This is a genomic window from Nitrospira sp. BLG_1 (assembly GCF_047338595.1).
In the GTDB taxonomy this organism is placed as follows: Bacteria; Nitrospirota; Nitrospiria; order Nitrospirales; family Nitrospiraceae; genus Nitrospira_D.
The window spans coordinates 78,033-103,585 of record NZ_JBLFBO010000003.1 but is presented as its reverse complement, the minus strand read 5'-3'; the positions used below and the strand labels follow the sequence as shown (position 1 = coordinate 103,585).

27 protein-coding genes are annotated in these 25,553 nt (G+C 53.9%); 4 read left to right on the top strand and 23 right to left on the bottom strand.

Features of this window, described 5'->3' with window-relative positions:
- Position 1: 1 nt before the first annotated feature.
- The 9 genes from ACMTNU_RS04510 to ACMTNU_RS04470 form a co-directional block, all read right to left on the bottom strand.
- A complete protein-coding gene (locus ACMTNU_RS04510; protein ID WP_413934013.1) occupies positions 2-1,228 on the bottom strand; it encodes an AAA family ATPase in 1,227 nt (408 codons plus the stop codon).
- Between the two features lie 24 nt (positions 1,229-1,252).
- Entirely contained in the window at positions 1,253-2,323 is a 1,071-nt protein-coding gene (locus ACMTNU_RS04505; protein ID WP_413934012.1) for a pilus assembly protein TadG-related protein, read from the bottom strand.
- Positions 2,316-2,723 (bottom strand): TadE/TadG family type IV pilus assembly protein, encoded by a 408-nt coding sequence (locus ACMTNU_RS04500; protein WP_413934010.1) that lies wholly within the window; start codon positions 2,721-2,723, stop codon positions 2,316-2,318. The genes ACMTNU_RS04505 and ACMTNU_RS04500 overlap by 8 nt, the downstream gene beginning before the upstream one ends.
- Positions 2,724-2,753: 30 nt before the next feature.
- A complete protein-coding gene (locus tag ACMTNU_RS04495; RefSeq protein ID WP_413934008.1) occupies positions 2,754-3,026 on the bottom strand; it encodes a hypothetical protein in 273 nt (90 codons plus the stop codon).
- A gap of 45 nt (positions 3,027-3,071) precedes the next feature.
- Positions 3,072-4,520 carry a type II and III secretion system protein family protein gene (locus ACMTNU_RS04490; RefSeq protein WP_413934007.1) on the bottom strand — a complete coding sequence of 483 codons (1,449 nt, stop codon included), beginning with the start codon at positions 4,518-4,520 and terminating at the stop codon, positions 3,072-3,074.
- A 38-nt stretch (positions 4,521-4,558) separates the two neighbouring features.
- Positions 4,559-5,191: a pilus assembly protein N-terminal domain-containing protein gene (locus ACMTNU_RS04485; protein ID WP_413934005.1), complete on the bottom strand. Its 633-nt coding sequence runs from the start codon at positions 5,189-5,191 to the stop codon at positions 4,559-4,561.
- 19 nt (positions 5,192-5,210) lie between these two features.
- Positions 5,211-6,038 (bottom strand): Flp pilus assembly protein CpaB, encoded by an 828-nt coding sequence (cpaB, locus tag ACMTNU_RS04480; RefSeq protein WP_413934004.1) that lies wholly within the window; start codon positions 6,036-6,038, stop codon positions 5,211-5,213.
- Positions 6,039-6,141: 103 nt separating this feature from the next.
- Positions 6,142-6,666, bottom strand: a complete 525-nt coding sequence (locus ACMTNU_RS04475) for a prepilin peptidase (protein ID WP_413934003.1) — start codon at positions 6,664-6,666, stop codon at positions 6,142-6,144.
- A 151-nt stretch (positions 6,667-6,817) separates the two neighbouring features.
- Positions 6,818-7,006 (bottom strand): Flp family type IVb pilin, encoded by a 189-nt coding sequence (locus tag ACMTNU_RS04470; protein ID WP_413934002.1) that lies wholly within the window; start codon positions 7,004-7,006, stop codon positions 6,818-6,820.
- A 426-nt stretch (positions 7,007-7,432) separates the two neighbouring features.
- On the opposite strand from ACMTNU_RS04470, the gene ACMTNU_RS04465 reads away from it, so the two are divergent.
- The gene (locus ACMTNU_RS04465; protein WP_413934000.1) at positions 7,433-8,437 is read left to right on the top strand and encodes a tetratricopeptide repeat protein; all 1,005 of its coding nucleotides are present in this window, start codon (positions 7,433-7,435) and stop codon (positions 8,435-8,437) included.
- A gap of 51 nt (positions 8,438-8,488) precedes the next feature.
- Here the strand turns inward: ACMTNU_RS04465 and ACMTNU_RS04460 are convergent, their stop codons facing one another.
- Complete coding sequence (locus ACMTNU_RS04460) at positions 8,489-8,737, bottom strand: hypothetical protein (protein WP_413933998.1); 249 nt, start codon at positions 8,735-8,737, stop codon at positions 8,489-8,491.
- A 169-nt stretch (positions 8,738-8,906) separates the two neighbouring features.
- Entirely contained in the window at positions 8,907-9,908 is a 1,002-nt protein-coding gene (locus ACMTNU_RS04455) for a sigma-54 interaction domain-containing protein (protein WP_413933997.1), read from the bottom strand.
- A gap of 446 nt (positions 9,909-10,354) precedes the next feature.
- Between ACMTNU_RS04455 and ACMTNU_RS04450 the strand changes: the two genes are divergently transcribed.
- Positions 10,355-11,305: a thioredoxin domain-containing protein gene (locus tag ACMTNU_RS04450; RefSeq protein ID WP_413933996.1), complete on the top strand. Its 951-nt coding sequence runs from the start codon at positions 10,355-10,357 to the stop codon at positions 11,303-11,305.
- A 71-nt stretch (positions 11,306-11,376) separates the two neighbouring features.
- A complete protein-coding gene (locus ACMTNU_RS04445; protein ID WP_413933995.1) occupies positions 11,377-12,018 on the top strand; it encodes a sulfite oxidase-like oxidoreductase in 642 nt (213 codons plus the stop codon).
- 3 nt (positions 12,019-12,021) lie between these two features.
- Here ACMTNU_RS04445 and ACMTNU_RS04440 read toward each other — a convergent pair whose 3' ends face one another.
- The 12 genes from ACMTNU_RS04440 to ACMTNU_RS04385 all read right to left on the bottom strand — a co-directional run bounded on the left by ACMTNU_RS04440 (position 12,022) and on the right by ACMTNU_RS04385 (position 24,816).
- The gene (locus ACMTNU_RS04440) at positions 12,022-12,360 is read right to left on the bottom strand and encodes a YdbL family protein (RefSeq protein ID WP_413933994.1); all 339 of its coding nucleotides are present in this window, start codon (positions 12,358-12,360) and stop codon (positions 12,022-12,024) included.
- A gap of 15 nt (positions 12,361-12,375) precedes the next feature.
- Positions 12,376-12,570 carry a YnbE family lipoprotein gene (locus ACMTNU_RS04435; RefSeq protein WP_413934196.1) on the bottom strand — a complete coding sequence of 65 codons (195 nt, stop codon included), beginning with the start codon at positions 12,568-12,570 and terminating at the stop codon, positions 12,376-12,378.
- 32 nt (positions 12,571-12,602) lie between these two features.
- Positions 12,603-15,398, bottom strand: a complete 2,796-nt coding sequence (locus ACMTNU_RS04430) for a YdbH domain-containing protein (protein WP_413933993.1) — start codon at positions 15,396-15,398, stop codon at positions 12,603-12,605.
- A 253-nt stretch (positions 15,399-15,651) separates the two neighbouring features.
- Complete coding sequence (locus tag ACMTNU_RS04425) at positions 15,652-16,221, bottom strand: type IV pilin protein (protein WP_413933992.1); 570 nt, start codon at positions 16,219-16,221, stop codon at positions 15,652-15,654.
- Positions 16,222-16,223: 2 nt separating this feature from the next.
- Positions 16,224-16,844, bottom strand: coding sequence for a hypothetical protein (locus ACMTNU_RS04420; RefSeq protein ID WP_413933990.1), 621 nt, complete (start codon positions 16,842-16,844; stop codon positions 16,224-16,226).
- A gap of 161 nt (positions 16,845-17,005) precedes the next feature.
- Positions 17,006-17,221: a DUF3565 domain-containing protein gene (locus tag ACMTNU_RS04415; RefSeq protein WP_413933989.1), complete on the bottom strand. Its 216-nt coding sequence runs from the start codon at positions 17,219-17,221 to the stop codon at positions 17,006-17,008.
- Between the two features lie 102 nt (positions 17,222-17,323).
- Positions 17,324-17,740 carry a hypothetical protein gene (locus tag ACMTNU_RS04410; RefSeq protein WP_413933987.1) on the bottom strand — a complete coding sequence of 139 codons (417 nt, stop codon included), beginning with the start codon at positions 17,738-17,740 and terminating at the stop codon, positions 17,324-17,326.
- Positions 17,741-17,772: 32 nt separating this feature from the next.
- Entirely contained in the window at positions 17,773-18,321 is a 549-nt protein-coding gene (locus ACMTNU_RS04405; protein ID WP_413933986.1) for a GlcG/HbpS family heme-binding protein, read from the bottom strand.
- Between the two features lie 71 nt (positions 18,322-18,392).
- Positions 18,393-20,459 (bottom strand): amylo-alpha-1,6-glucosidase, encoded by a 2,067-nt coding sequence (locus tag ACMTNU_RS04400; protein ID WP_413933985.1) that lies wholly within the window; start codon positions 20,457-20,459, stop codon positions 18,393-18,395.
- Between the two features lie 57 nt (positions 20,460-20,516).
- Positions 20,517-23,198 (bottom strand): MGH1-like glycoside hydrolase domain-containing protein, encoded by a 2,682-nt coding sequence (locus tag ACMTNU_RS04395; RefSeq protein ID WP_413933984.1) that lies wholly within the window; start codon positions 23,196-23,198, stop codon positions 20,517-20,519.
- 258 nt (positions 23,199-23,456) lie between these two features.
- Positions 23,457-23,768, bottom strand: a complete 312-nt coding sequence (locus tag ACMTNU_RS04390) for a hypothetical protein (RefSeq protein WP_413933983.1) — start codon at positions 23,766-23,768, stop codon at positions 23,457-23,459.
- Between the two features lie 25 nt (positions 23,769-23,793).
- Positions 23,794-24,816, bottom strand: a complete 1,023-nt coding sequence (locus ACMTNU_RS04385) for a right-handed parallel beta-helix repeat-containing protein (protein WP_413933982.1) — start codon at positions 24,814-24,816, stop codon at positions 23,794-23,796.
- A 30-nt stretch (positions 24,817-24,846) separates the two neighbouring features.
- On the opposite strand from ACMTNU_RS04385, the gene coaE reads away from it, so the two are divergent.
- Positions 24,847-25,521 (top strand): dephospho-CoA kinase, encoded by a 675-nt coding sequence (gene coaE, locus ACMTNU_RS04380; RefSeq protein ID WP_413933981.1) that lies wholly within the window; start codon positions 24,847-24,849, stop codon positions 25,519-25,521.
- The last annotated feature ends 32 nt before the right edge of the window (positions 25,522-25,553 follow it).

Genomic DNA, 25,553 nt, shown 5'->3' with positions numbered 1-25,553 from the left:
GCTATTGTGACACCGTTGATTGCTTGCGTCCGACGCCTCCCCCAAGACTCGACAAACACCGTCCCAGGAATGACAGATTCTTCACCGATCCCTTCGAAGACTGGACGGTGCCCTCGGTGGACTCACCGATTAGCCGTCCAACTTCCCGCAGATACCATTGTCCAATGGAGGTTTTTGCCGCCATCACTGTCAGGGGCTTCCCATACTGGATCGCTTCACTGGCTGATCCATAATCGTTCGGAATCAGTCCAGCTATTTGGAGATTCAGCATAGTCTCAGTTTCTTCCAGAAAATCCTGTTGATCTTTTTCATAGCGGTTGACCAGCAGTTCGACCTTTCCAACTGGATAACGAGCTTGACCCAGAACGTCCAATAATCGCTTCGTGCGTCTGATTGCTGGGAGCGACAATGTGGTCACGACGAGAATTTGATCAGCACCGTCCATCACTTCCCGAATCGATGGATCGAGGATGTGCCCACAATCAACGAACACATGCTGATGGAATGATCGGAGCAGCGTCATGACACGCATCATGGTACCAGGAGCCAACTTCCAGTCGTCATAGGCCTCACAGCCTGAGGCGAGAAAGTGCAACCCGGATGAATGTCGCACCAACGAACTCCTGAGAATCGTTTCGTCCAGCCGTGAAATATCATTTATGAGATGTGTCAATCCTTGAGCGACAGGCACATCAAGAAACAACCCGAGATCCCCTCCATGGATGTCCAAATCGATTAACGCGACGGGCTCCCGAGGCTGGACCTGTTGCACGGAGACTGCGAGGTTCGTGGCAACAGTACTGGCTCCGACACCGCCCCTCACGCCAAGAACCGCAATCACTCGTCCGGCCTGCAGCTCCAAACTAGCGGCCTTGCCGGAAAATCGCTCTTCGAAACGTGCCAAAGCTGGTTCCACCTCCTGCCTCGTCAACGGCTGTGGAAGGAACTCCTTGACACCGACCCGGAACGCTTCCAACAGCAACTGCGGATCCATGCGCGAGGCGGTGAGAAAGATCTCAAGCTCCGGCGCCGCGCTCAACAATTGGCGCACACGGTCGAAGGTGTGCTGAGGGCGAAACTCGTCCAGTTCAAGCAGCAGCATATCGACCGCCCCGGTTCCCTGGCCCTTGGCGATCAGATAATGCAGCCGGCGCGACACAATGCTTTCAAACGTCCGACGGACCTCTTCGTTCCGACAATCAATCGACACTGCAATCAATCGTGCCATCGGACATGTGCTCCTAAGTTAGAACTATTCGACGAGACCTGGAATCGTCGAGAAGACCCCGTACGGAGGACCGCCGCCGGTCGTATTGCCTTCGAAAATGTTGCATTGGACCGTTGCCGAGATCTGTGCGTTCGGATTGCCTTGCACATTGGTAATCCTAGCATGTGCGTACCCTACGATCGGAAGGGCACCGTTGGGGGGCGTACAGTTCGGGGAATCGTAGACCGGCACAAAGACATCCCAATTCCCGTTGGCATCTTTCTTCGCATTATAGAGCTGAATCAAATTTGGAAAGGCACTGTTGACTTGTCCATTGGTAGCATTGAGCGTCCCGCCAGGAGCTGTTCCCGGCGATTGAAAGGTGCCGGTACGCAGCCCATCGATGATGGCCCTTAATGTGTTCGCGTTCGCTGGACTCTGATCGAAGGTCTGCCAGGCGGCGCAGGCTTGCGGCGTCCCGTCATTGGGATAGAACCGAATCGCGTCTCCGCACCCATACTGTGTGAAATAGTAACTTGAAATCATGAACGGTACGTCCAACTGGCCCGGCGCGGTCTGACCGACGGCCGTCATATCGGCAGTAGCCACGGCACTCACGCTGACGCTGGTCAATCCAACCACGCTTGCGAGGAACGTACTGATTGGACCATTTGCCGTAGAATCCCGTCGCGCTGTGACGCGCACTGCTCTCGGCTGGTTCACAGTAGGGGTATGGGTCCTGGCATTGGGATTCCAGGTCCCGATGGCGATGTCTCCGGCGTTGATGGCAATGGAAACACCGGCGGCGGAATTCGCCGCAGCTGTGTTTTGCACGGCGGTCTCGATCGTCGCCTGATCTCCGCCAGTCAACGTATAAGTCTGTTGTTGATCTGGTGTCATACCTTCATAGATGAGCCCGAGAGCGCGGGTTCCAGCCAAGGCTCCCGCATCTGCCGCAGTCTGCAATTCAGTCCTCGCAACCAGGGCATGGCCGACGTCGATGGCTGCTGCCCCCATCGCCAGGAGAGCCAAGAGGAAGACGGCGCTCATCACGGCCACCGTACCCTGGTCGTTGCCGATCAGATGAATCAGTCTAGTTCTTCTCCCACTACTCATGACGCATCACCACCTGTGTCGTGATCACCAGTGGGTTGGGCACTCCAGGGACGACATTGGGAATATACGGAATCAGAAAATTGTAGGTATACACGGCTGTGACGGTCAAGAGATTGGGGCTGGCGAGTCCCGCCCCGGTTGGCGTAAAGGTCACATCAGCCTGGTTGACACCGGTTCCTGTGAGATAGCTGTTTGCAATCGTGGTGATTTCTCCGCTTGTTCTCTTGGGAGGTCCTTGTACAATGCCTGCGCGTGCCCCTTCGCGGGCCGCATTCGTGACGACTTCGCGCCCATACATGATCATACCGAACTCAATAATACCGAACAGGATCATCAGAAAGACCGGCAGCAGCAGTGCAAATTCAACCGCTGCAGCGCCCCGCTCATTCAGTTTTTGCATGCATATCTTCATACCGGCCTTACCACCTTGTTATTTTGTCTGCACGCCGGTTGATACAATCGAACGCTGAAATTCAGCGTCAGGTTTTTCAAAACTCTTGCGGTAGGTCCCCATTGCCGTGGCATTCGCTTTTCCATCCTGCCCTTCGACCGGCTCCAACTGTTCCCCAGCCGTCGGATTCAAGGTTTGTCCTGCCCTCATCTGTTGATAGGCCGTTCCCCAATTCGGACTGATCGTTGTCGGGGCACAAGCCCCGACCAGCAAACCGGCTGTTGCAGTTAAGATACCCATGAATCGTGTCATAGCTTTCTCCTTCTTCATTTCCAATTCATTAGATGAGATATGTCGTTAGGGCATCAAGTGACCGACACGTCCCTCCATCGCACTACCCGTATTGACCCGGTTCGACAAGACCTCTGCTGCAGGCGACCGTTGCCCAGCCTTGCCACCATGGCCGCTTTTCTCCCCAAATCCCATCAAGTAGTACTCAAAGTCATTTGGTTCCACGAAGTAGTCCGTGGGTAACGTCTGTGCGTTCATATCGAGCGGTTTGACCAGATGCGGGGTCACGATGATCACCAATTCCGTTTCGCTCTTTTGGAACGAGCTGCTGCGGAACAAAGCGCCGAGAATCGGCACCTCGCCGAGGAACGGAACCTTTTTCACGGACTCCCGGACGTTGTCACGCAACAATCCACCGATCGCAAAACTCTGTCCATCCGCCAATTCGATCGTCGTCGCTGCCCGCCTGGTCGTAATGGCCGGTACGATAAATCCCTGCGTGCGCAAGGCATTGGTGAAATCGAGTTCCGACACTTCCGGCGCCACATTCAGACTGATGTGCTTGCTATCCAAAACATTCGGCGTAAAGACCAGCCCCACACCGAATTTCTTGAATTGAATTGTGACGAGGCCAAAGGCTTGCGGAACAGGAATGGGGAATTCCCCACCGGCAAGAAACGCGGCTTCCTGGCCGTTTAGCGCCATTAAGGTTGGTTTTGCCAACACTTTCAGCGCATTTTCTTCCTTCAGCGCATCGACAAATCCGGTCCACGACGTGCTCCCCGCATTAAATCCAAATGCACCTTGGATCACTTGCGTCGCTTCGGTGGCTATCGTCGCCGTCTGACCAATCGGATGACTCAGACTGGCGAGCCTCGTCAAATTCGCCAACAAGGATACTCCAAAATAATCATTGCCGATTCCGGTAAAATTTAATCCCAACCGCTTAATCAACTCACGGTTCATCTCAGCCACGCGGACTTCCAACATGACTTGCTGCACGCCGCCCACCTGCATCGCATTGACAATCTTCTTGGGTGCATAAGCCTCTGCCATGCTCAAGGCACGGTTCATATTACTGGTATTTGAGGCAGTGCCGGAGAGCGTAATATGGTCATGGTCGGAGGTAACCAGGAGGCCGCTCTCCTCCGGCATAGTCTTATGAAGACTCTCCTTCAGGCGGGTCACATCCGGAGTCACGACCACGTCATACATACCCATCATCTTGCCGCTCTCATTCCAGAGCGTCACATTCGTCACGCCTGTCGTCTTCCCCGTCACATAAATCTGTGTGGGCGAGAGCACGACCGTGTCCGCGACGTCTGGGTTCGCCAACGATGCTCGTTTGATCGCTACGGGCAAGTCCAACACCTTCGACTTGCCTACGGTCAATTCAAGCTTCTGAATGTCTCGATGTTCCGTCGCACCGGGCACCGGATCTTGCCCGAACGCCTGTGTGCCGGCCAAAATCGTGAACACGCAGCCCATGATCGTAATCGCATGACGTAGTTTCATTACAATTCCTCCCGCCTTCTTACTAACTTCCCGATACGTTAGAACTTCACCGCATTCACCGACGTTCCCTTGATTACTTCGACCGTGACTGTCTGCACATCAGGACGCACTTTTGACCCCGGTGGCTCGGGATACACTTTAAGAAAGTTCAGCACTTTCTTTGGGGCATAGGCTTCCGCAACAGCCAACACCTGACCGAGGCGAGCCTCACTGGAAATAGTTCCGAACACTGTCACATGGTCATGTGTTCCTCTCAGACGAATATTCATCTCATCAGGTAATAACTCTGCGAGCTGTTGCTTCAGCCTGATGAGATCCACTCCGACATCCAGATCAAGGATTGCGATCACCGCACCATCCTGCCCCCACAGTGTAAGATTGGTAGTGCCATAGCCCTTTCCGGTTACATAGATCTGCTTAGGAGTGAGCACCATGGCATCGGCAATATGCGGATCAGCCAGGGATGCCCGCTTGATGGCCACCGGCATGTCGACCACCGTTGACTTTCCGACCACCAGGTTGACTTGCTGCGCCTCTTTGGACTGTGAGGCGAGATGGATGATCGTATTCTTTGCCATGACACCGGAAGGACCGATCACGAGTGCCCCTCCGCACATGATCGCCAGTAACCATCGAACCTTGGTGTCGAATCGGTGATGTATGAACTGCATAGCCGTGCCTCCCTCAGTCCTAGAACTTGATTTCTTTACGAACATCGCCTTTGATGATCTCTACCCGATACCCGCCTTCACCATTGTCGTTATTCATCGCCGGCTTAGGGCGATATGAATTTAACAACGATCCCACTTGCGCACCTTTCGTCAGAACCTTCTCGCTGTTGAGCGGATTCCGGAGTGCGAGCCTCAGCCGCCCCTGCGTTGACGCCAGCGCCAACTTCTCCGCCTCATCCACATCGACCTCGACCGTAATCACCTGCACCGACTTCGGCTCTTCATCTTTTCCCTTTCGCTCCATTTGCGTGCCGGCTGCCAGAACCTTTACATTTTCCAGGATCGTTTTCGAAATAGCATGCTCCGGTTTTCCAGGGACTGGGTCGATCGTCACCATCACATCCACCCGATCGGCCGGCTTAATGAAACCTGCAACACCGATCACATCATCGACTTTCACCGACATAGCTCGCTTATTCACATCAGTCACGGCGGCGACTCCCCCACCAGTCGTTCCAAGTGGAGCGAGTTTCGATTCGAGGAGCATCTCGTTTCTCTTCAAATCCACCAACAATACCCGGTCCTTGATCGCCTCCAACGTCGTAAAGTGGCCTTCAGGAATAGCGTCGGGCGGCATCTCCTGCATCAGCACCATCTCAGGCGTGAGTTTTGTTCCCCAGGGAATATCGGCATTTGCTACTAAAACCTGTACGTTCGTTCTTGTGGGCAAGGTTGCTGCCAGCAATCGGCTCTTCTCGCTCTGGAGCCAGGAGAATACAAGAACACTGGTAATAACGCCCAGCACCAACGCCAATCCGAAAAACACGAGAGGCCTCAACCGCTTCATTGCCCACCCTCCTCTTCAATCGATACGCCTTGATTTATGATCTTCCCTCGGTTCGTCATTCTCATCCCCGCTTGTTCAACCATAGCTGAGTTTTCTGTGATACCTACCCCCCAAAGGGTTGGATACCTCCAAGAAACAGTAGGGTGCCGGCGGCGATCGCCAAGCCATAGCGCAACTTGAACGGCAACTGTATGTCCCCAGACCAAGCCAATCCCCCAGTGACAAATGCTCCGTATGCTGAGTACGCCAATTTTTTTGCTGTACCCGCGAGACCCCACTGATAGGTCATAGCACCTAGGGCATAGATACCTCCGGCCAAGACGGAAAGTATCGCAATCGAGAGCGCGCTGGATGGGCCGACTATCGCACCGACGGCCGCCATCAACTTCACATCACCTGCCCCAATCGCCTTACAAGCGTAGGGAAGTAGAAATAGCCCCATTCCCACTCCAAGCCCGGCCAAACCAAACAATGCATCACCTAGTCCGCCAATCCAGGAGTGAAGGACCATGCCAAGGCCCATTGCTGGAAATGTGAGCCAGTTGGGAATCCGAGACCATTGAAGATCCGTATAACTGGCGATTATCAACAGTGCGGTCAGCAGTATGATCATTATGGGTAATATCACGATCGCTCACATTTGCTTCGCATCACATTCTGCTCGTTTTTAATCTAACGACACTGCCCTACAGAATTCGGTTGGCCCTAGCCAGGCCGGGCCAACCGTTTCCGTGTTAGCAAAGATTCCCTCACCACTTGGCTTTCGCCAATACTGCCACTTAAGAACCGCTCCCCGCGTTGGCATTGTTGATAGCAGTGGTTGCGCCCGAAATGGCATTCCCAATGGCGGTGCTAAGTGGGGTGATAAGCAGAACGACAGCCGCACCCATGATACCCAAGAGAATCGCATACTCAACCCCGGAGGCGCCTTCTTCTTCCTTCACAAACTGACGAATTGCATTCAACATGGTTTGCACCTTTCATTTGGTAAAAGTTGTAGTTAATAAGAACATCCAAAAATAGCTCTGCGTCCTGTGCCCTCTATTCACGCACAGCTCAAGTGTGTGGGATTGTCCCTCACATCCTGGCCCCCGGGCGTCGTGCTAGAGGTCTGTTTCCGCATTGCCACCAGAGCATTGCAAACCATCGGCCAGATCTTTGCCTTGCTCCATCTAACTGTTTTTTCAGCGTTAGCCTGTTTCTTCGTCATGAACTGCGGTCCTGATGCCTCAGGCGAAACCTGCCAAATCGGCTACAGCTGCGGTTCTGAAGCCGCAGACGATTGGCACATCCCTTCGCCATTATTGAGAAAGAGGGTTTTGTTTGACCGTTACTCAGCCTCGCGGCATGCTGACCGTACGAAAGAGGTGTTCACACAAGGGAGGCTGACTGCAATGAGATCGTTACAAACTCTGAGGCTTTTGTTGGCAGTCGGGCTTGCTGTTGGAGTCGCCACACTCACTGGTTGCTGGGGATCCAAGGATCAGGCGGCATCGTCCGCGGACTTAGCCGAATATCGGAAGGTGATGGATGAACAAAAACAACAACAGGAACGTCTCGAAGCCGCTACCTCCTCCACCCCCGAGCTCACGGCTGAGGAACATGAACGTAAGGGCGACCTCGATGCGCAAGCCCGAAACTATCCATTAGCCAGCCTGCACTATGACAAAGCCTTGAAGGCCGATCCTTCCCGCAACCCAGTTCGGCTCAAGCTTGGTCAGGTGTTTCTCCAGCAGGGTCTTCTCGATCAGGCTTTGACACACTTTCAAGAGCTACGGACCAGAGAGCCTGAATCTGCACCGGTCCATGAAGGCCTTGGACAGATCTACCTGATGCAAGGCAAGCAAGCAGATGCTGAAAAGGCCCTGACCAAGGCCATCTCTCTCAACCCTGCGAGCTGGCAAGCGCATAATTTACTGGGGCTCTTGTACGACCAACAGAAACGCCATGCCGAAGCCATCGCGTCCTACCACACGGCCTTGACCCATCGCTCGCGAGAACCGAATGTCTTGAACAATCTCGGCCTCGCCTACGCGCTGAGCGGTAACTACGAGGCGGCCATCGATACCTACGAACAGGCCGTCGCAGCCGGCTCACAATCTCCCAAACTCTATAACAACCTCGGCATCGCCTATGTGCAACGCCGACGCTATACGGATGCGTTGAACACCTTCAAAAAGTCGATGGATGAACCACGCGCTTATAACAACCTCGGGGTTGCGCTTCTTGGCGTCAACCATGCAAAGAAAGCGGTGATCTGCTTCGAGAAGGCCATTGAACTCAATCCTCAGTATTATGAGAAAGCTTCTGAGAATCTTCGAATCGCCCGCCAAGCCCTTTCCAACACGGCAACTGGGACAGCAGCCTCAAATGTGGCCGAGGCCGGTTCTTGCCCCTAGTGCGTGAAGCGAACAGATTGGATAGCGGAGGGTTGCTGGTCAGCTGAAGTCCTACTCCGAGGATTCAAACAGCCGCTGCAGCTCTACGATCCTGGCTCGATTGAGACCATACATCGAATGGCTTGCACTATGGCTTGTCAATGTGAGCCAGCCGCTCATGACCAGTTCGTTGAGAGCCTCTTCCACGCCTGTTTTATTGACCATTACCCCACGTGTGGGAAGCCACCAGTTCATGATTCCCTCAGCTGTATCTTTCGCGTCAGGATGGGTATAGAGATAGCCAAGTAGCAGCCATACCACTCTCTTGCTGGTTTCAAACTGATCCGGCCTTTCCATGGTAACCGGGCAACAGCACATTCGATGCCCAGCCACATCACAATCTAACCAATTGTAATGTTAAGCATTTAATGAGGCTACTCGTTCCCCTGCGGCAGTTCCCCCTCAGGCACCACGTTGTCAGTCGGCCTTGTCACGCCGCAGAGAACTCGCGCCGGTCGAGGCCGTGCTTGTGCAGTAATCGCTGAAAGGCACGGCGCTCCTTATGGGCAGCACGGGCTGCTTGGGACACATTCCCTTGATGTGATGAGAGAAGCTTGCTCAAATACGCCCGCTCGAATTCATCAATCACTTTTGCCTTCATCGCCTGAAACCCGCCTGGTTCACTCACGGTCATTTCTGGCACAGCAGTCCCCACCAATCTCGGCACCTCATGATCTGGCAAGTCAATCTCCGCACATCCTATGACATTGCCCATCGCCAGCGCGATTGCGCGATGCAACACACCTTGTAATTCCCTCACATTCCCTGGCCAGGCATAGTCCACCAGCTTCTTGATTGCATCTGGCGATAGTTGAACGACGTTCTTCCCAAACTCCTCGGCAACATGCTTGACAAAATACCTAGCTAATTGTGGGATATCTTCCTGTCGGTTACGTAGCGGAGGAAGCTCAACCGACAAGATATTCAACCGATAGAATAAGTCCTCCCGGAATTGGCGTGTTTCAACCAAGTATCGTAAGTCCGTATTGGTTGCGGCCACGATCTTGACATCAACAGCACGACTCTTCGTGGAGCCTAACGGCCGGAATTCCTGATCTTGCAGTACACGTAGGAGTTTACTTTGTGCCGGCAGATTGAGACTATTGATTTCATCGAGGAACAGGGTTCCACCGTCTGCCTCATGAAATAACCCGTGTTTTTCGACGAGTGCGCCGGTAAAGGCCCCCTTGCTGTGGCCAAATAGTTCATTTTCTACCAGATGATCAGGTAATGCGGCACAATTCACAGGCACGAAGGGCTTTCCTCTCCTCTCACCGGAATAATGAATCGCCCGTGCAAACAGTTCCTTGCCCGTCCCTGTCTCGCCGGAAATCAGCACCGTCGATCTGGACCTGCTGAGGAGCGGGATCTTGCTCTTCACCTGCAGAAAACTCCTGCTGGTCCCGATCAATGTGTCTTCCCAATGAGACATATTCGTATCTCCTTCTCCCTTGCCACAGCTTCTGATCCGGAGTACTTGAGAATGCCGCTTCTGTACTTCATTGGTATCGCTCGAGTGCCGCGTGCGGCGTGCGTCCCGCGCGGATGCTTTCCCTCAGTGACCTTCTGCTCGTTGCAAGATCAGTGACTGAAACTAGAACAGATCAGGCCTTCTGCCCATACCAAACTCGGTGGGGAATCGGCCTACAGACAGGGTAGTACTTTGGGAGGAGGTCTCTCCTCTCCCTACCCAATGTAAGTGGACTGAATCGAACAGTGACTTCCTTGGATCCGGTTCTCAGGAATTACTGGATTTCTATTCTTGTCTTGCTACCTTGAACAGATCGTCGTGAGGGAGTCGTGAAAGTCACATGGATCACTGGAATAGTCTGCTGTCTCGCCGGTTTTTCGCTATTCCTGTTCACAACTGATAGCTTCATGTCTACTGCCTCCCGGCAGCCCTCCGTCTCAGAAATAAAGTCCCAGGTGGTCGCCAAGGTTGCCACACGGACGATCACTCATGCTGAGGTTGAACAAGCCGTCGCACTTCCACTGTACCAGCTAGAGGAGCAGCGGACCAAGCTACTGAAGGAGTCAATCCAACGACTCATTGATGAGGAACTCCTCACGGCTGAAGCAGCCAGATTAGGGATCACAGTTGCTACCCTCATCGAGAAGGCGAGTGAATCTGAAACAGTCGCCAGGCTGGCCGGTCTGCCTGGCCCCGTCCGTCGGACAACCCCACTTTCTCAGAAACAACCGTCGGAGCTCTCTCCTCAGGCTCCCGAAGAAGTAACTCGAATCCGTCAGGCGCTCCTGCTCCACCTACGACGACAGACAAGTATCCAGATAAATCTCCCCCGGCTGGACCTCCCTATACTGGATGTTAGCATTGACGATGATCCCTGGATTGGCACGGAGCACGCTCCCATCACAATCATCGAGTTCTCTGACTTTGAATGTCCCTACTGCCAACGGATTGTCCCCCTACTGAAGGAGCTGCTGAAACAGTATTCTGGAAAATTGAAGCTGGTCTATCGTGACTTCCCTGGACCGAATCATCAGCAGGCTCTGCTGGCCGCCGAGGCAGCACAATGCGCTGCAGAGCAAAACCGGTTCTGGGACTACCATGATGCCCTGTTCAGTCGACAACCCTCAGAGGGTGCGTGGAATTTTTCAGGATTGGCTGAAACACTGGGCCTGTCCCTGTCACAATTCAACGTATGTATGCAGGATAACCGCTATCGAGCGGAGGTGCTGAAAGATTTGCAGGATGGACTAAAGCTCGGCGTAACCAGTACCCCAACCTTCTTTATCAACGGTCGCCCATTGATCGGTGCACGACCATTTGCGGATTTTCAAGCCATCATCGATCCACTTCTCAAGTAATCTGCTTCGTCAGCGTCCCTCTTGTAAGACCCGGCTACGCTGGACTACTCTCTTCATGGGAGGACCAGTCTATGGAAGAGAGTCGACTCACTAAGACCAAAGAACAATGGGCTCGAGCTAGGCGAGGCGGAGAAGAGCGTGAAGTCTTTTATGAGGGAGATGAGCGCTTGCCACCAGGCCAGCACCTCGTCGAGAACTTCCCTGTTCTGGACCTCGGTGTTAAACCGGACATTCCTTTGAGTGAATGGCGTCTCAGCATCGGAGGATTTGTCACGACCCCCGTCACGTGGACCTGGGAGCAATTCACGGCTCAACCCCACCTCACACATCGGTCGGACTTCCACTGTGTCACGTCATGGAGCCGATATGACAATGACTGGGAAGGCGTGACGTTTCAACACATCATGGCCGTCGTGAAACCTCTGTCGCTGGCTCGATTCGTCCTATTCAAATCCTACGATGATTACACGACCAATCTCCCGCTCGAAGCCTGTGACGATGATGATGTCCTCCTCGCTCGTCATTGGAACGGCAACCCTCTTTCCCGGGACCATGGTGGTCCAGTACGTGTCATCGTCCCGAAACGGTATGCCTGGAAGGGAGCAAAGTGGGTGAAAGAGATTACGTTTTCCGATAAAGACGAGAAAGGGTTCTGGGAGGTACGTGGCTATTCGAACACCGCACTCCCCTGGAACAATGATCGGTATGCCTGACCGTTATTTCTTGACCCATCCACCTGGACCCTCGACAAAGTTTCCAGGTTTGGTGTTCTGAATCGCTTTTTCTCCTGCCAGGGTCTCAACTGAACGAAGATCCGTGCGGTTCCGTTTGGCGATATCCTCATACGCCTGTCGCCGCTTCTGATTCACGTCCGCTATAACGGCCTGGGCTTCAGTATTGGAAGGATTCACTGCCCCTAGATAGCCGTTAGGCCTCTCCCCAACCAACCCTTTTGCTTTCGCTTCATCTAACGACAGGGCAAATGCTGAAAAGGCAATCATAGTTACTAGGACCGTCGTGCACACTGCAATTGTGAGCCATCGTACCATGGTCATTGTCCCCTCCAACGTCTAGAACAGTCCGCTGTCCTTCGACAACACCTCATCTAGGTCCTTGTCGACTTTCAGTCGTATCTCGTGATCGATCTTCACATTGAGATTAATCGTAATCGGTTTCTCCGGCGCCGCGACCTCCACCCGTGGGGTGCACGCGATCATGGTGAGCGCCACAGATCCCCAGAATAATATCTCCGCACATTTCAGCATCGGTCTCATCAACATGATCAGCCTCATATCGGTCAGGGGCGTCTATATTGACGCTCAATCATCCCATGAATATCTTCGATCAACCGGAGACTCTTGAGGAGCGTCGGAATGTGTTCCTGCACCGTCAGATTAAAGTGAATGGGTGGAGTCTGGGCGAGATCTGGATTCCGGCCCTCCAATCTGGCGCTTAAATCCAACATGCCGGCTTCTCCGTACTTGACCCCCACGCGCAAAATCTTGTAGTGAAAGTTATTCAGTGCCTGCGTGACAAGCTGAAGATGCTGATCGGAGTCTGAAAGAGTGTTTGACGACTCTACGCTTGAGAGGTATCGTATAACCCCTCCTGGAGGCTGCGCTTCAATGACTCCCCCATCCACCATCATGCCCCTGGAGGTAATCGTGACCGGGAGGGTTCCATTGAGCGTACCAGTTCCCCGCAGTCCCCGTTGTTGTTCTACGCTAAGAATCTTTGCGAGATCAAGACTCCGCAAAGAAAAGGTTGTCGCGGATGAGGGCGATGCCAAGTCTACCACAAGACCAGGACTGGTAATCGTCCCTCCGAACATTTCACACTGAAAGTCTTTCACCTCAACGACCGGAAATGGATCCGCCAATTTCCACCGTGCCTGATAGGAAGTCCTGACGTTGTTCACGTCCACCCCACTCTGGATGGCCGCCACAAAGAGAGAGGCCGGCTGAACCATCCTGATGGAATCCGTTCCCTCTGCACGAAGGACCATTGCCGTGCTTACCCCTCTCAGCCCGTAGTCATGATAGTACCCAGAAACGTTCTCCGCCACCAATCGCGCCGCCGCTGAGGTCACTCTTGTGCCGTCGCTCGATGGCCTCCCAACCGTCTCATCCCAAGTAACATCAACTGTGGCGCTGATGGTCCCCTCAAGAAGATCGCTCGATGGGCCGACAGCCCTTGTGAATCTGCTGAGTCGCCGCTCGGCCCCATCAAAGCTCACTGGACCGATCGTGCCATGCAACGTACCGTAGGGTGTCTTGAGCGATTGCTCAATCCTAGCTGTTACTACCCCTTCATAAGCCGGAAGATCGATCTGTAGATCCGCCCCAATGCTCGTGTGATCAGCCGAGAACTTTGTCACCCAATGGCTTGGTGCAGGAATCGCCCCTCCACCACCCACCGTGACTCCATCAATCACCAACATCCCACTGGCCGTCCAATTTATCTCTTTCGTGTCCAGCTCCTGGACGCTGAGCCGCCCCTGGGTACTGGTAACAGTTTGATCACCGATTTTGAGGGTCGGAACCCAAATCGTAGCGACCAGCGGTCCCGTGGAGCAGTGCCTCGAAACCAGATCACATTCCACCGTCAAGGGTTCGGAGAGATTCAGCGTCGCTCCCGGGACGAAGATCGCACCTTGTCCGATCTGCTTTATCGTGACCGAGGACGGCTGTAATAACACCCCTTCGATACGTGTTTGTTCTAGCCGTACGATCCCTCGAACTTTTCCAGCTGCTTCTTTTGCAGCAAGCCGTTCGGTCAACGCCCTAGGTAGGAGTCCTTCAAGCTGATAGGCTCCTTCGACCAAGATTAATTCATTCCCACGTCCTTCAGCCCTGGCAGTTTCGAATGTGGCGACCACTGGTCCTGATGACCTACCGTAAGTCACCTGCAGCGGACCTTGAGCCACAGTGCGGATGGGAGTATCTTTCCAGTAGAGCGTCCCCTGTACGACGCTCTTGTTCTCGATCCGTACCAGCTGATCCCCATGAGGAAGTATCAACCGAATCACGTCCGGAATAAGACGAGGTTGGGCATTCACTGTAGCCGTAAGGAGAACTCCGGGGCTCATCGCCCACTCTGCCTGAGTGGCATTACCCGTAAACTTTCCCACATAGGCCAGCGCAATATCCTTCGCCACTCCTTTCAATGCGGGGAGGGTGACATTGATGCGTACTTGCCCGTCTAGACGGGTATGTTCATCCTCCCAGAGAGAACCGAGCGCAGCCTCTGTCGCAGCAACCCCCGCCCAGTCAAGTGCCACCTGCCCCGTCACCTTCTCCAGTTCCGGTCCGATCGGCACAAGAAGAGCAATAAACGGAGCCAGCTCCTGTACATCAACTCGAAGTTGCCCATCGACTTGAATGTCTGAACGATCGGTCGGACGCGATCGGGACTGCCAGGAGACAATCGGTGCCGCATGTGGTCGATTTGTAGACAGCGTGGCCGACCATGTACTCGCCGACTTCCCAACCACCACGAGGCGATAGGAACCGGTATCTTGCCCTCGAAATGAGAAATGCCCTCCGACCTCATTGCCGGCAGCAGTCAGCTCCCCATCAATCGTGACTTTACGGAGTGGCCCCGTCGCTTGCTCACGGAACACGGTCAGGTGCTCAAGCTGCAACTCGCCAAAGGGAAGAATGGGAAGAGTCCGCAGAAGATCACCGGCCGTCAGCAACCTCCACGGTGACGATTCTTCATCGTTGGTCTCTTCCTCCTGTTTCTCTCCGGTCGTGGCTTCGGCCGAGTGCACGGTCAAGACATGGATGGCCACATCTCTGAGCAGAATACGATTCACACGACCTTGAAACAGCAACCCCACGTCATACTGAATCTCCGCATCGGTCAGGGAGATCATGAGTCGTTCTTCTCCCAAATCTTGCTGGAATGAAACAACGGGTATATTCATGTGTGTCCAGCCAGGATACCCCAGCTGAAGGATAACCTGGCTGTACCCATAGGTACGGAGCTGATTGGCCAAGACATATGAAGTTCCCAAGGGCAGCAAGAGGTAGCATCCGCACAGCACAACAACAACCAATAGGATGGCCACTTGATAGCGTTGCGTTAACATGGATAGCGAGTGATCCGCTTAATATCTGTATGGTCAGGGTTGTCAAACAAACTTATCTGCTCTGTCAAGATGTCTGAATGGCTCTACGTCCTTCGAATAGGTTGATGAGCCATAGGCTGGTACTGTCCGAACTTGCGATCACAGCGCTACACCACCTCTCTTCAAGATTTGGCGGGACATCCCAGAACAATCTACCGCGAACTCAGTCGACGAAGGCAACCCAGGCGTAACCAGCAACAGTATCGCAGAAGAGTCATTTCAGGCAGAAATTCATATCGAGCAATCCATCCGCAGCCACTGTTGCTTCACCACCTTTCCGACAGTCCTCTTGTTGAGCTTTCCTCGGTGTTCCCGTGCTTATCTCCATTGGTCCCTCAGCCGTCGAGGACATGCCCACCGGCAGGGAGCCCCCGCCGCTTTGTCGAGCCAGTGTTCCTACCTCCCTCTTCTGGAGCGTTGTTCCATCCTTTGTATGCGTCAACACGAGAGCCGGCTGTGTCCGCTGGCCAAAGAGAGGTATGGCAGCCGCTTGAAATGATGTTCCGCCAACACCCAGCCACACCTCGACCTTGTAAAACTTGAGCGTGGGCGCAAGAGTCAGGCCAATGGCGGCAACATCACTGGAATAGGTCCCATGATTGGCATGATAGAGCATTTCCAACCGATTAATCTCTGCGAGGACCACCTCGGCCTCCACCGCTTTGGCGTGGTTCACAAAATGACTGTGTGAAACCATCGCCGCCGCTGCCAAAATGCTCAGCATAGCCAGAACCACCAGCACTTCGAGTAAGGTGAATCCACCGTTTTTTCTTCTTCCGCCCACCACTAGATTCTTCCCAACTTATCGACAGCCGTTCGAAAATTAAATTGCCGTAACGTCCCGGTAATCCCATCCAACGCCTCTCGGGCTTCTTTCACGCCCGCGGGCTCAACCTTTTCAATCTTCTGGAGCGCCGTCTGCAAGGCTCCTGTCTGATTCTGAATCTGGTCAAATGATCGCTCGATATTCTCCACGGCACAGTTCGCATGATCAGCCAACTCATCCAGCCGATCGCTGGGACGAAAGCGCATGCGCCACCGAAGGTTCCCCTTTCCCCACTGCTGAAGGCTTTCGTCCAGGCGAGAGAGCGGCCCTGCCACACGCCTGGTCACGACAAGACTGAAAATCACAGAGCCAAAAAAGAGCACCGGAACCGCAACCCAAACCGTCTGACTCAGGGCCAACATCTCCTCGGCTGCGGCCTGCCGCTCCTCCAATGAATCACTCGTGTAGAGCGCAACGACGGGCTTCAGGTGAGCCCCATAGAAGGCCATCGTGAAGAACAGTGCCGAATAGAGAAACAGCAACAGTCCGATCCACGCGGCGTACCCCTTTTGGATTCGATGCACAAAAAAGCTTGATCGAGGATCGCCCGTCGACATCGACGAGCGCGTAGCAGTGACCATACTCATGTCCTCCATTTCTCTGGACGCCAGATTGAGAAACCGCCCATGTCAACAGTACCACCAAGGCCACCATCTACCAAGAAAATGAACGGTTGCATGGATGAGATGTGGTCAGAACGAGGTTCGCGTCGACGCTAGGAGGGGCGTGGGCTTTGCGTGGCTTATGATGGTGTTGAAGCGGTAGCGATCGGAGGCTCTTCGCATTTCTTACAGTTCAATAGCGTGCCGAGATGCCGCTCACGTCCATCAGCAGTCAGGACCCATGGACGATTAAAGAACGGTGGGTGATGTCGAACATGCTGCCCATGACCACAGGCCAGATCGGCAACCCAGTCACCATGTTCGTCTCGATGATAACCAATGATCGATTGCTGCATGTGGTGCGATCGCTGATGCTCAGCTCCTGATGCCCGATCGAGGGCCACTGAATAGCATCAAGGGGAACACTGGAAGACGCCGCTCAATGACACCTGCCGTCCTCATCGTTTTTCAAAGGGTAATTCCGGCCGTTCAAGCGCAGATAGATACCGCCAGCGTCTTTCTTGATCCTGATCGAAGCTTCCAAGAAAGATTACGTTTCGATCGAGATGTCGAAATTCTGCCAGACTGGCCTGACAGCTTTGGGGATCAATCACTCGTGCATCATACTGTCCAACCACATACACTCTGCCCTTCGCCGCCAGGTAGACGTTTCGCCGACCAGCATAGCCCGTATCAGGAAAGAGATCTGTTGAAGACCGACATCCTCCTCCTTGAACATTCATCGTGAGGGTGAATCGCTGAAGAAATGGATCAGTTGCCATCCTCACAATGGCCAATCGAAGCTGGAGCGCCGCCACCTCGAATGATGCGGTCTCTGGGACATTGCTATTACATCCCACCACAGCTGGCAACATGGCAATGCAGGTCACTCCCCATACAGGGAATCTCACTTGGTTGGCACAACCTTGGGGACCGCACCGATCGCATCCAAGCCTCCCTGCGCGCAGGCGTCATCCAGATGGGTGCCTGGGGCTCCACCAACTCCAATTCCACCAACCACGTCTCCTCCCATTTCAATGGGGAGCCCTCCCCCTAACATCAGAACCTCCCCATTGATATCGCGAAGGGCCTGCAGCGTGGGAACTTTGGCAATGAGATCGGCAAGCTCACTCGTAGGACGCCGTAGACTGGCAGCCGTATAAGCTTTCTTTCGGCTACTGTCTATCGTATGAGGCCCCGCGCCGTCGGCACGTTCCATAGCACGAAGCACACCGTCACGGTCTACCACCGAAACACTGACTCGGTACCCATCTTTTTTACAGGCATCTAACGCGGCTTGTATCGCCTTGTTCGCTATTCCTAACGGCAAGACTGATTCTTTGAGCAGATCATCAGCCAGGGTGCCGGAGGGCACTCCGAGGCCAACGAGCAGACACAACAGCACGGTGACAATGACAGCCCGATACGTTCGGCTGGATGGAATCCTTATCTGCATCACAGAGCCTCCTACCTAGACCCTGGCTGCAGACTACGGATGCACCTCCCCTCTGTCAAGAGTGGGGATGGCTAGCGTGGCTGGATACCAGGCCGTTTGTGTCGAACAGAAGGAGCTTTCTCAGATACAAGCCGGACCCCAAGGTCTTCGACCATGGCGCGAAGCGGTTCCGCAAGGGACCAGGCTTGCGCAGGACAGCCGCGTGGGGCATGTGGCTCGTCTCCATCGAAAATCTCTGAGACGTGACCAAGGCAGGCTTCTCGTAAGTGTGCTTCTATTCCTTTCAGAAATGACCGCGCTTCACGTTTGGTCTTGGAGGTGCGCCCGAATGTGCTCACCCAGGCGGTCACAAAACATCCCAACAGAAACGGCCACACAGTCCCTTGGTGATATGCGCTATCACGTTCTCGCGGCCCTCCTACATAGCGTGGCCGATATCGCCTGTCCTGTGGGGACAGTGTGCGAAGGCCTACCGGGGTCAGGAGCTGTTCTTTGACGAGTTGAAGAACCTGTGTGGCCTGCTCATGCGTCAGCAGATCATCGCACAGAGAAATTGCATAGACCTGGTTGGGGCGGATCGACGAGTCGTCCCCCCCAGGTCCATCGACGGTATCGTACAGATATTGTCCCCCCTGGTACCAAAACCGCGTACGGAACGAAGTGAGCGCTCGTCGTCTATCTTTCCGACAACCGGCTGCATAGCCTTGCTCACCAAACTGTGCGGCCAAGCAAGCGCCTACTTGCAACGCTCGAAGCCACAAGGCTTGAATCTCTACCGGCTTTCCATGCCGTGGAGTGACGACCCAATCCCCGATTTTGGCATCCATCCATGTCAGTTGTACCCCGGGCATCCCTCCCGAAATCAGCCCATCGATATCCATTTTGATGTTGTATCTCGTGCCTTGACGATAGCCATCGAGTATCTGCCTGATGGCCGGCCACGCGACGAGTCGAACTCGCTTGGTATCTTTGCTGTACGCCAGATAGCGATCGACAGCATGGATAAACCACAGTGACGCATCAATCGCATTATAGTCGGGATCTTTGCCGAGATCAGGAAAACGATTCGGCACCATGCCTTCGGACACAAAGGGAATGAAGGATTGAATGATGTCCCAGCCGGCCTCGTACTGTCCGGTCACAAGAAAGAGGCCCGGCAAGGAGATGAAGGTGTCTCGCCCCCAATCGGCGAACCACGGATATCCAGCGATCACCGTCTGCTTCGAACCTTGGCGGACCAAGAATGTCTCGACACCTCGCCGAAGTGCTTCGGCAAAGCGGTCTGGAGCCTTCGCGACCTCGTGATACTTCACCCGTCTGACACGTTCCTTGCGAATGAGGTCGCCGATCTCAATATCGTCAGCCACCTCGCTGGTCAGAGCGAGGGCCTGCTCCCTGCCGGACTCCAAGTGAAACCGCAGTTCTCCTGGAGACCACCAGTCTTCCTGAAAATCGAGTCCCCGCTCCTGTTCCATGGGGAACTGCACCTGCCGATACCACTCGGGAAGGTGGTGATAGCTTCCGGTGTGACTGCACTGCACGGCCGGCAGATCATGGTACGGCTGCCAGGTCACCCGCTGCGCCGTGACCGTCGCTTCAGGAGAAAGCGCTCCGTTTTCGTGATGGAGAGCATGATACTCTCGGCTCGTGAGCTTCGGACGTACCCGCAGTTCGATTGAATCCCTCGCCGGTGTGAGTAGTCTCCATCGCACCACAACCGTGCTCTGGCCCCGCACACAGAGGATTTCCCGGCTGACAGTTCGATCGTCAAACGTAAACGTCCAGGTCGGCCAGGGAGTCGATGAAAAGGAGATGCAGTGGCTATACCCTTGAGGATGGATCACACCAGGATACAGATTCGTCGAGATTGAAATCGCACGGTCATCCAGATGAAGCCATTCCTCCAAATGATTGACCAGCATGTAGCGATGGCACTCAGAGGGAGACACCACAAGCAACAACCCATGATAGCGGCGCGTATTCGCACCAGCCACCGTGCCGGACGCAAATCCCCCGCACCCGTTCGTCTCCAACCATTCCAGACTCAACGCACGATCGGGATCTTGGCATTCTTCTTTGCCGATCCGCATCAGCTGTCCCTCGTCGTTGGTATCTCGTGCTCGCGAAATGCGCTTCACCGTTCGACAGGCTCGCGCTCCCAGGCGATGTCGAAGGACGAATGACGCATCTTTCCGCTATTCCCCGCTCTGCTGAATGAGCTTCGCAACAAGTCCGGTCCATCCCGTCTGATGGCTAGCCCCAATCCCTGCCCCATTGTCGCCATGGAAATACTCATAAAAGGGGATGGCATCTCGCCAGCACGGGTCATCCTGAAATTTTCTGACCCCGCCATGCACGGGGCGCTGTCCCGTCTTATCACGGAGGAAAATATGCGTGAGTCTTCGGGACAGTTCGGAGGCGACCTCATTCAACGAGAGGAATCGCCCTGACCGAACCGGATACTCGACCTTGAAGTCTTCACCAAGGAAGTAATGGAACTTTTGGAGCGATTCAATGAGGAGATAGTTGACGGGAAACCAAATGGGCCCCCTCCAGTTTGAATTGCCTCCGAAGAGCCCCGTGCTCGATTCAGCCGGTTCATAATCCACCCGATACTCTTGGCCCATGAGAGAAAGCACATAGGGGTGGTCCTTGTGATAGCGCGAGAGGGCACGAATGCCGTAGGGAGAAAGAAATTCCTCTTCGTCCAGCATGTATCGCAGTACTGATTTCAACCGTGAACGATTCACGAGCGACAAAAATCGCCGCACTTCACCATCGCGTGATTGGGTCTCTACATGAGCGCTGAAATCAGGTCGATTTTCAATAAACCACTGCATACGGTGCTTAAATCGCGGAAGCTGATCGATCAACTCCGAATCCAGGGTTTCCACGGCAAACAGAGGGATCAGGCCGACCAGAGATCGGACCTTGAGCGGGCAGGTCTGTCCGTCAGGAAGGTGCAGGACGTCATAAAAAAACCCATCGTCTCTATTCCAGAGCTCAATTTTCTCCCCGCCGATGTTATTCATGGCTCGGCAGATATAGACGAAGTGCTCAAAAAACTTGCTCGCGACATCTTCATACGCTCGATTGTGACGCGCCAATTCCAGCGCAATCGACAACATGTTGAGGCAGTACATCCCCATCCAACTGGTGGCATCCGACTGTTCAATGTGGCCGCCGGTCGGCAAGGGGGCACTCCGATCAAAGACACCGATGTTGTCGAGCCCCAAGAATCCTCCCTGAAAGATATTCTTCCCCTCGGCATCCTTTCGATTGACCCACCAGGTAAAGTTCAGCAAGAGCTTGTGGAAAACACGCTCAAGAAAGACCCGGTCACCCACTCCCTTCCGCTTCTTCTCGATCTTATAGACACGCCAAGCAGCCCAAGCATGCACCGGAGGATTCACATCTCCAAACGCCCATTCATAGGCAGGCATCTGCCCGTTGGGATGCATGTACCACTCACGGAGCATGAGGATCAGCTGTTCCTTGGCAAAGGTCGAGTCGACGAGGGCCAGCGGAATGCAATGGAATGCTAAATCCCACGCGGCGTACCAGGGATACTCCCACTTGTCCGGCATGGAAATCACATCGGCATTGTAGAGATGTGTCCAATCGGAGTTTCGCCCATGCAGTCGCTCTTGGGGCGGATCCGGCATCCCTGGATCACCCACAAGCCAGCGTTTCAGATCATAGTGGTAAAATTGTTTACTCCACAGCAACCCAGCGAAGGCTTGTCGCTGAACGAGCTTCGCGTCCTCGGACAGATGTGCCGGAGCCAGGTCTTCATAGAACTCATCGGCCTCCTCAACCCGTTGTTCAAAGAGTCCATCGATGTGCTTCTTATCAAATCTTCTTGGATCAGATTCATTCGTCAGACAAAGACGAACGGCTTCCGATTCCCCAGGCGCCAACGTCAGCACATACTGCGCGGCCGCCTTCGAGCCGATCTTCTCAGGATTGACCGCATCGGCCTTCCTGTGGATGATGTAATCATGAAAACTGTCCTTGACGTACTTTGAACCGTCCTGATCTCCATACAATCGCCGGGAGTTGGTCTCATTTTCCGTGAACAGCAACGGAGGCTTGCCCTCGCACCAGAGAAACCGCTTGCCGTAATACTCATGCCCCAGCTCAACAATACTGAGGTCCTTCGCTGCGGGTCCTTCACGCATTCGTGGCCGACGAGCGTCAAGTCCCCACGACCATGTATTCCTGAACCAGAGGGTCGGCAATAGCGTCAACTCGGCACATTCAGGCCCCCGGTTCGTGATATGGATCCTAATGAGGAGTTCCTCTGGTGTCGTCTTGGCATACTCCACCACCACATCGAAATAGCGATCCTTATCAAATACACCCGTATCAATGAGCTCGTACTCTCCATCTCGTCGTCCACGACGGCGATTCTCCTCGACCAACTTGGCATACGGAAATTCAGCTTGTGGATACTTATACAAATACTTCATGTATGAATGAGTTGGCGTTGAATCTAAATAGAAATAGTACTCCTTAACATCCTCGCCATGATTCCCTTCATTACCTGTGACTCCGAACACCCGTTCTTTTAAAATAGGATCGCGCCCATTCCAAAGGGCAATCGCAAAACAGATGTACTGATGACGATCCGAGATTCCGGCGAGCCCGTCTTCATTCCAGCGGTACGCACGAGAGCGAGCATGATCATGAGGAAAAGATTCCCACGCAGTGCCGTAGGGACTATAGTCTTCTCGAACCGTCCCCCAGGCTCGTTCACTGAGGTACGGCCCCCAGCGCTTCCAATGCTGCTTACGGAGAGCATCCTCTTCCAGCCGTTGCCGTTCGGCTCCATGAAGAGCTTGGGAACGAGAAAACGTCTGAACTGCTTTCGCCATAAGAACCCCGTGCGTCTCACGCTCGCTAGCGGTGCACAACGGCTACGATGCGCCCAATCAACCACGGAATCAAGCGCGGCCCATCGAGGCACTTCAACTCAAGTCCCTCTTCGGTCTTTTGTTCTATTGTCTGAATTGCTCAGGATGCGCCACGAGCAGCATACATCACAACTCCGACAGGTACGGAGTCATCCTGAAGAACGCTATCTGATTCGGGAATATGAAGAAGGAAAGTAGGTAGGGACTATGCCCGGAGACTCAGCTCCAGATCACTTGTTCCTGGTTCAGGAGGTACTCAATCACCTCAATACTGTTCCGCATCTGAATCTGCGCCCGTTCGGACATGGGCAGCACGGCACCGACTAATTTTCCTGACTCCATATCCATGAGGGACGGAATGGCTTCACCGGAGAGTTTTTCGAGGTTGCTTCGGAAACTAGCCAATGGACGACCTCCTGGTTGAATCTTTCTCGGCATGCTCGAGCCGTTACTTGAGCCGGAAAGCGCCCTGGAAGACATCGCGCTCGCCTCAAATGATAGCAGACGGATCCCCATGAGAAGCACAATCATCTATCTCATTGCTTTTATGGAGTTTCTACTGAATTGATACCGGTGAACGAGGGGGAAGCGCTCCAAGATAGCGGAATCCTCCCACATTAAGAAAGGTCGTATCAGGCGGTAGATGAAAATCATCACGCTCTGCATCAACAAAACGAGGATCTGCAAAGATATCGGAGTTGAGTTTCAGCTCCGGGGCAGGACGATTCGGAGAGCCTACTCTCATATAGTCCGCTTCACCGTTGAAAAGAAGGTTGTACCCAAGCTTCGTCTGACTCGATAGCGCGATCAGAAAGCCGACCTTGTTGAAGCTCACAATGTTCCCCATCGCCTCAATCCTCGAGGCACCAAGAAATGTCGCACCGCTGCCGTTCTTCACCAATGTATTGTTCACTAACACCGCGGCAGACTGATCACCGATGACCACCGCCTCAAAGAGACTTCTGGTAATGACATTGTGCTCGAGTCGCACCGAGGACTTCCCGGTGACATTGACCCCATAATCGTTATCATGAATAAAATTTCCAACCAGAACGGCGTGGGAGTCTGAAAAGTGCAGGCCGGTGGTCTCACTACCACCGATAACACTGTCTTCTATTCGGACCTCTTGGACCTGTTGGCTGAAAACCATGCCCTTGACATGAAGCTGACGAAGTACGATGCGGTTCCCATTAAAAACCCCAAGCGCATGCCCCCCATGCTCATTGATCGTCAGACCGCTGATCTCAATATCCGTTGCGCCATACGGCCATTTCCCCACGTGGAGAACACCCACCATCTGTCCTCGGCCTTGCAGAATAACCTTGTCAACTCCGGCACCGACGATCTTGAGACGTTCCTTACTATGAATGGTGAGGTCTTGTGGGTAGACTCCGGCCTTAATCAACACCGTGTCGCCTTTCCCCGCACTATCCACAGCCTCTTGTAGCGACGAGAAATCACCAGAGCCGTCCAGTGCCACCGTAATGGTCCGTGGACCTGGTACAGAGCCCTCCGTCCCAGCCAGAGCAACCCCGACACTAAGGACAGAACCAATGACGATCAACAGCAATCGATACATGACAAAATTCATACAAGCGGAGAACTGGGGATGTCAATCTCAGTTTGTCGCCTACTCTCGCGCATGATAAGCTCCGCCGCTATGATCCTGATCGGCCTTACCGGAGGTGTTGCGACCGGAAAAAGTACCGTCGCAAGAATGTTCCAACAATGCGGGGCCGTTGTCATCGATGCCGATGCATTGGCGAAAGCGGTGGTCCAGCCTGGCAAAGCGGCCTGGCAAGACATCGTTCGTCGGTTTGGGAAATCCATCCTGAACCCTGACCGAACGATCAACCGACAGGCCCTTGGAGCAATTGTCTTCCGTCATCCGGCGAAACGGCGGATGCTTGAACGGCTCGTCCATCCTCGCGTGGCCCGAGAGCAGCGCCGGCTGACCAGAGAGGCGGCTCGAAAGGATCGCGATGCCGTCGTCATCTACGATGTTCCTCTACTCTTCGAAGCCGGTATCGCCAAACGTGTAGAGAAAATCATCGTCGTCACTGCCGATCAGAAGACTCAAATCGCCCGTCTCAAGAAACGCAATGGTCTCAGCCGAGCTGAGGCACTCCGCCGTATTGGCAGCCAAATACCATTGTCAAAAAAGATTCGACAGGCCGATATAGTCATTGACGGAACATTACCGCGTACAGCTGGCAGAAAGCAGGTGCGGGATGTTTTCAAGGTACTCTCTAAACTCGCCTCATCCCAGGTTTCGTCTCGATGAGGCAAACTCGAGCCAGTCTTCTCCAGGCAACT

Excerpts from the sequence above, each read along its gene's own strand:
- ACMTNU_RS04510 (WP_413934013.1), bottom strand. The coding sequence starts at position 1,228 with ATGGCACGATTGATTGCAGTGTCGATTGATTGTCGGAACGAAGAGGTC.
- ACMTNU_RS04505 (WP_413934012.1), bottom strand. The coding sequence starts at position 2,323 with ATGAGTAGTGGGAGAAGAACTAGACTGATTCATCTGATCGGCAACGAC.
- ACMTNU_RS04500 (WP_413934010.1), bottom strand. The coding sequence starts at position 2,723 with ATGCAAAAACTGAATGAGCGGGGCGCTGCAGCGGTTGAATTTGCACTG.
- ACMTNU_RS04495 (WP_413934008.1), bottom strand. The coding sequence starts at position 3,026 with ATGACACGATTCATGGGTATCTTAACTGCAACAGCCGGTTTGCTGGTC.
- ACMTNU_RS04490 (WP_413934007.1), bottom strand. The coding sequence starts at position 4,520 with ATGAAACTACGTCATGCGATTACGATCATGGGCTGCGTGTTCACGATT.
- ACMTNU_RS04485 (WP_413934005.1), bottom strand. The coding sequence starts at position 5,191 with ATGCAGTTCATACATCACCGATTCGACACCAAGGTTCGATGGTTACTG.
- cpaB (WP_413934004.1), bottom strand. The coding sequence starts at position 6,038 with ATGAAGCGGTTGAGGCCTCTCGTGTTTTTCGGATTGGCGTTGGTGCTG.
- ACMTNU_RS04470 (WP_413934002.1), bottom strand. The coding sequence starts at position 7,006 with ATGTTGAATGCAATTCGTCAGTTTGTGAAGGAAGAAGAAGGCGCCTCC.
- ACMTNU_RS04465 (WP_413934000.1), top strand. The coding sequence starts at position 7,433 with ATGAGATCGTTACAAACTCTGAGGCTTTTGTTGGCAGTCGGGCTTGCT.
- ACMTNU_RS04455 (WP_413933997.1), bottom strand. The coding sequence starts at position 9,908 with ATGTCTCATTGGGAAGACACATTGATCGGGACCAGCAGGAGTTTTCTG.
- ACMTNU_RS04450 (WP_413933996.1), top strand. The coding sequence starts at position 10,355 with ATGTCTACTGCCTCCCGGCAGCCCTCCGTCTCAGAAATAAAGTCCCAG.
- ACMTNU_RS04445 (WP_413933995.1), top strand. The coding sequence starts at position 11,377 with ATGGAAGAGAGTCGACTCACTAAGACCAAAGAACAATGGGCTCGAGCT.
- ACMTNU_RS04440 (WP_413933994.1), bottom strand. The coding sequence starts at position 12,360 with ATGACCATGGTACGATGGCTCACAATTGCAGTGTGCACGACGGTCCTA.
- ACMTNU_RS04435 (WP_413934196.1), bottom strand. The coding sequence starts at position 12,570 with ATGCTGAAATGTGCGGAGATATTATTCTGGGGATCTGTGGCGCTCACC.
- ACMTNU_RS04430 (WP_413933993.1), bottom strand. The coding sequence starts at position 15,398 with ATGTTAACGCAACGCTATCAAGTGGCCATCCTATTGGTTGTTGTTGTG.
- ACMTNU_RS04420 (WP_413933990.1), bottom strand. The coding sequence starts at position 16,844 with ATGGTCACTGCTACGCGCTCGTCGATGTCGACGGGCGATCCTCGATCA.
- ACMTNU_RS04415 (WP_413933989.1), bottom strand. The coding sequence starts at position 17,221 with ATGCAGCAATCGATCATTGGTTATCATCGAGACGAACATGGTGACTGG.
- ACMTNU_RS04410 (WP_413933987.1), bottom strand. The coding sequence starts at position 17,740 with ATGTTGCCAGCTGTGGTGGGATGTAATAGCAATGTCCCAGAGACCGCA.
- ACMTNU_RS04405 (WP_413933986.1), bottom strand. The coding sequence starts at position 18,321 with ATGCAGATAAGGATTCCATCCAGCCGAACGTATCGGGCTGTCATTGTC.
- ACMTNU_RS04395 (WP_413933984.1), bottom strand. The coding sequence starts at position 23,198 with ATGGCGAAAGCAGTTCAGACGTTTTCTCGTTCCCAAGCTCTTCATGGA.
- ACMTNU_RS04390 (WP_413933983.1), bottom strand. The coding sequence starts at position 23,768 with ATGATTGTGCTTCTCATGGGGATCCGTCTGCTATCATTTGAGGCGAGC.
- ACMTNU_RS04385 (WP_413933982.1), bottom strand. The coding sequence starts at position 24,816 with ATGTATCGATTGCTGTTGATCGTCATTGGTTCTGTCCTTAGTGTCGGG.
- coaE (WP_413933981.1), top strand. The coding sequence starts at position 24,847 with ATGTCAATCTCAGTTTGTCGCCTACTCTCGCGCATGATAAGCTCCGCC.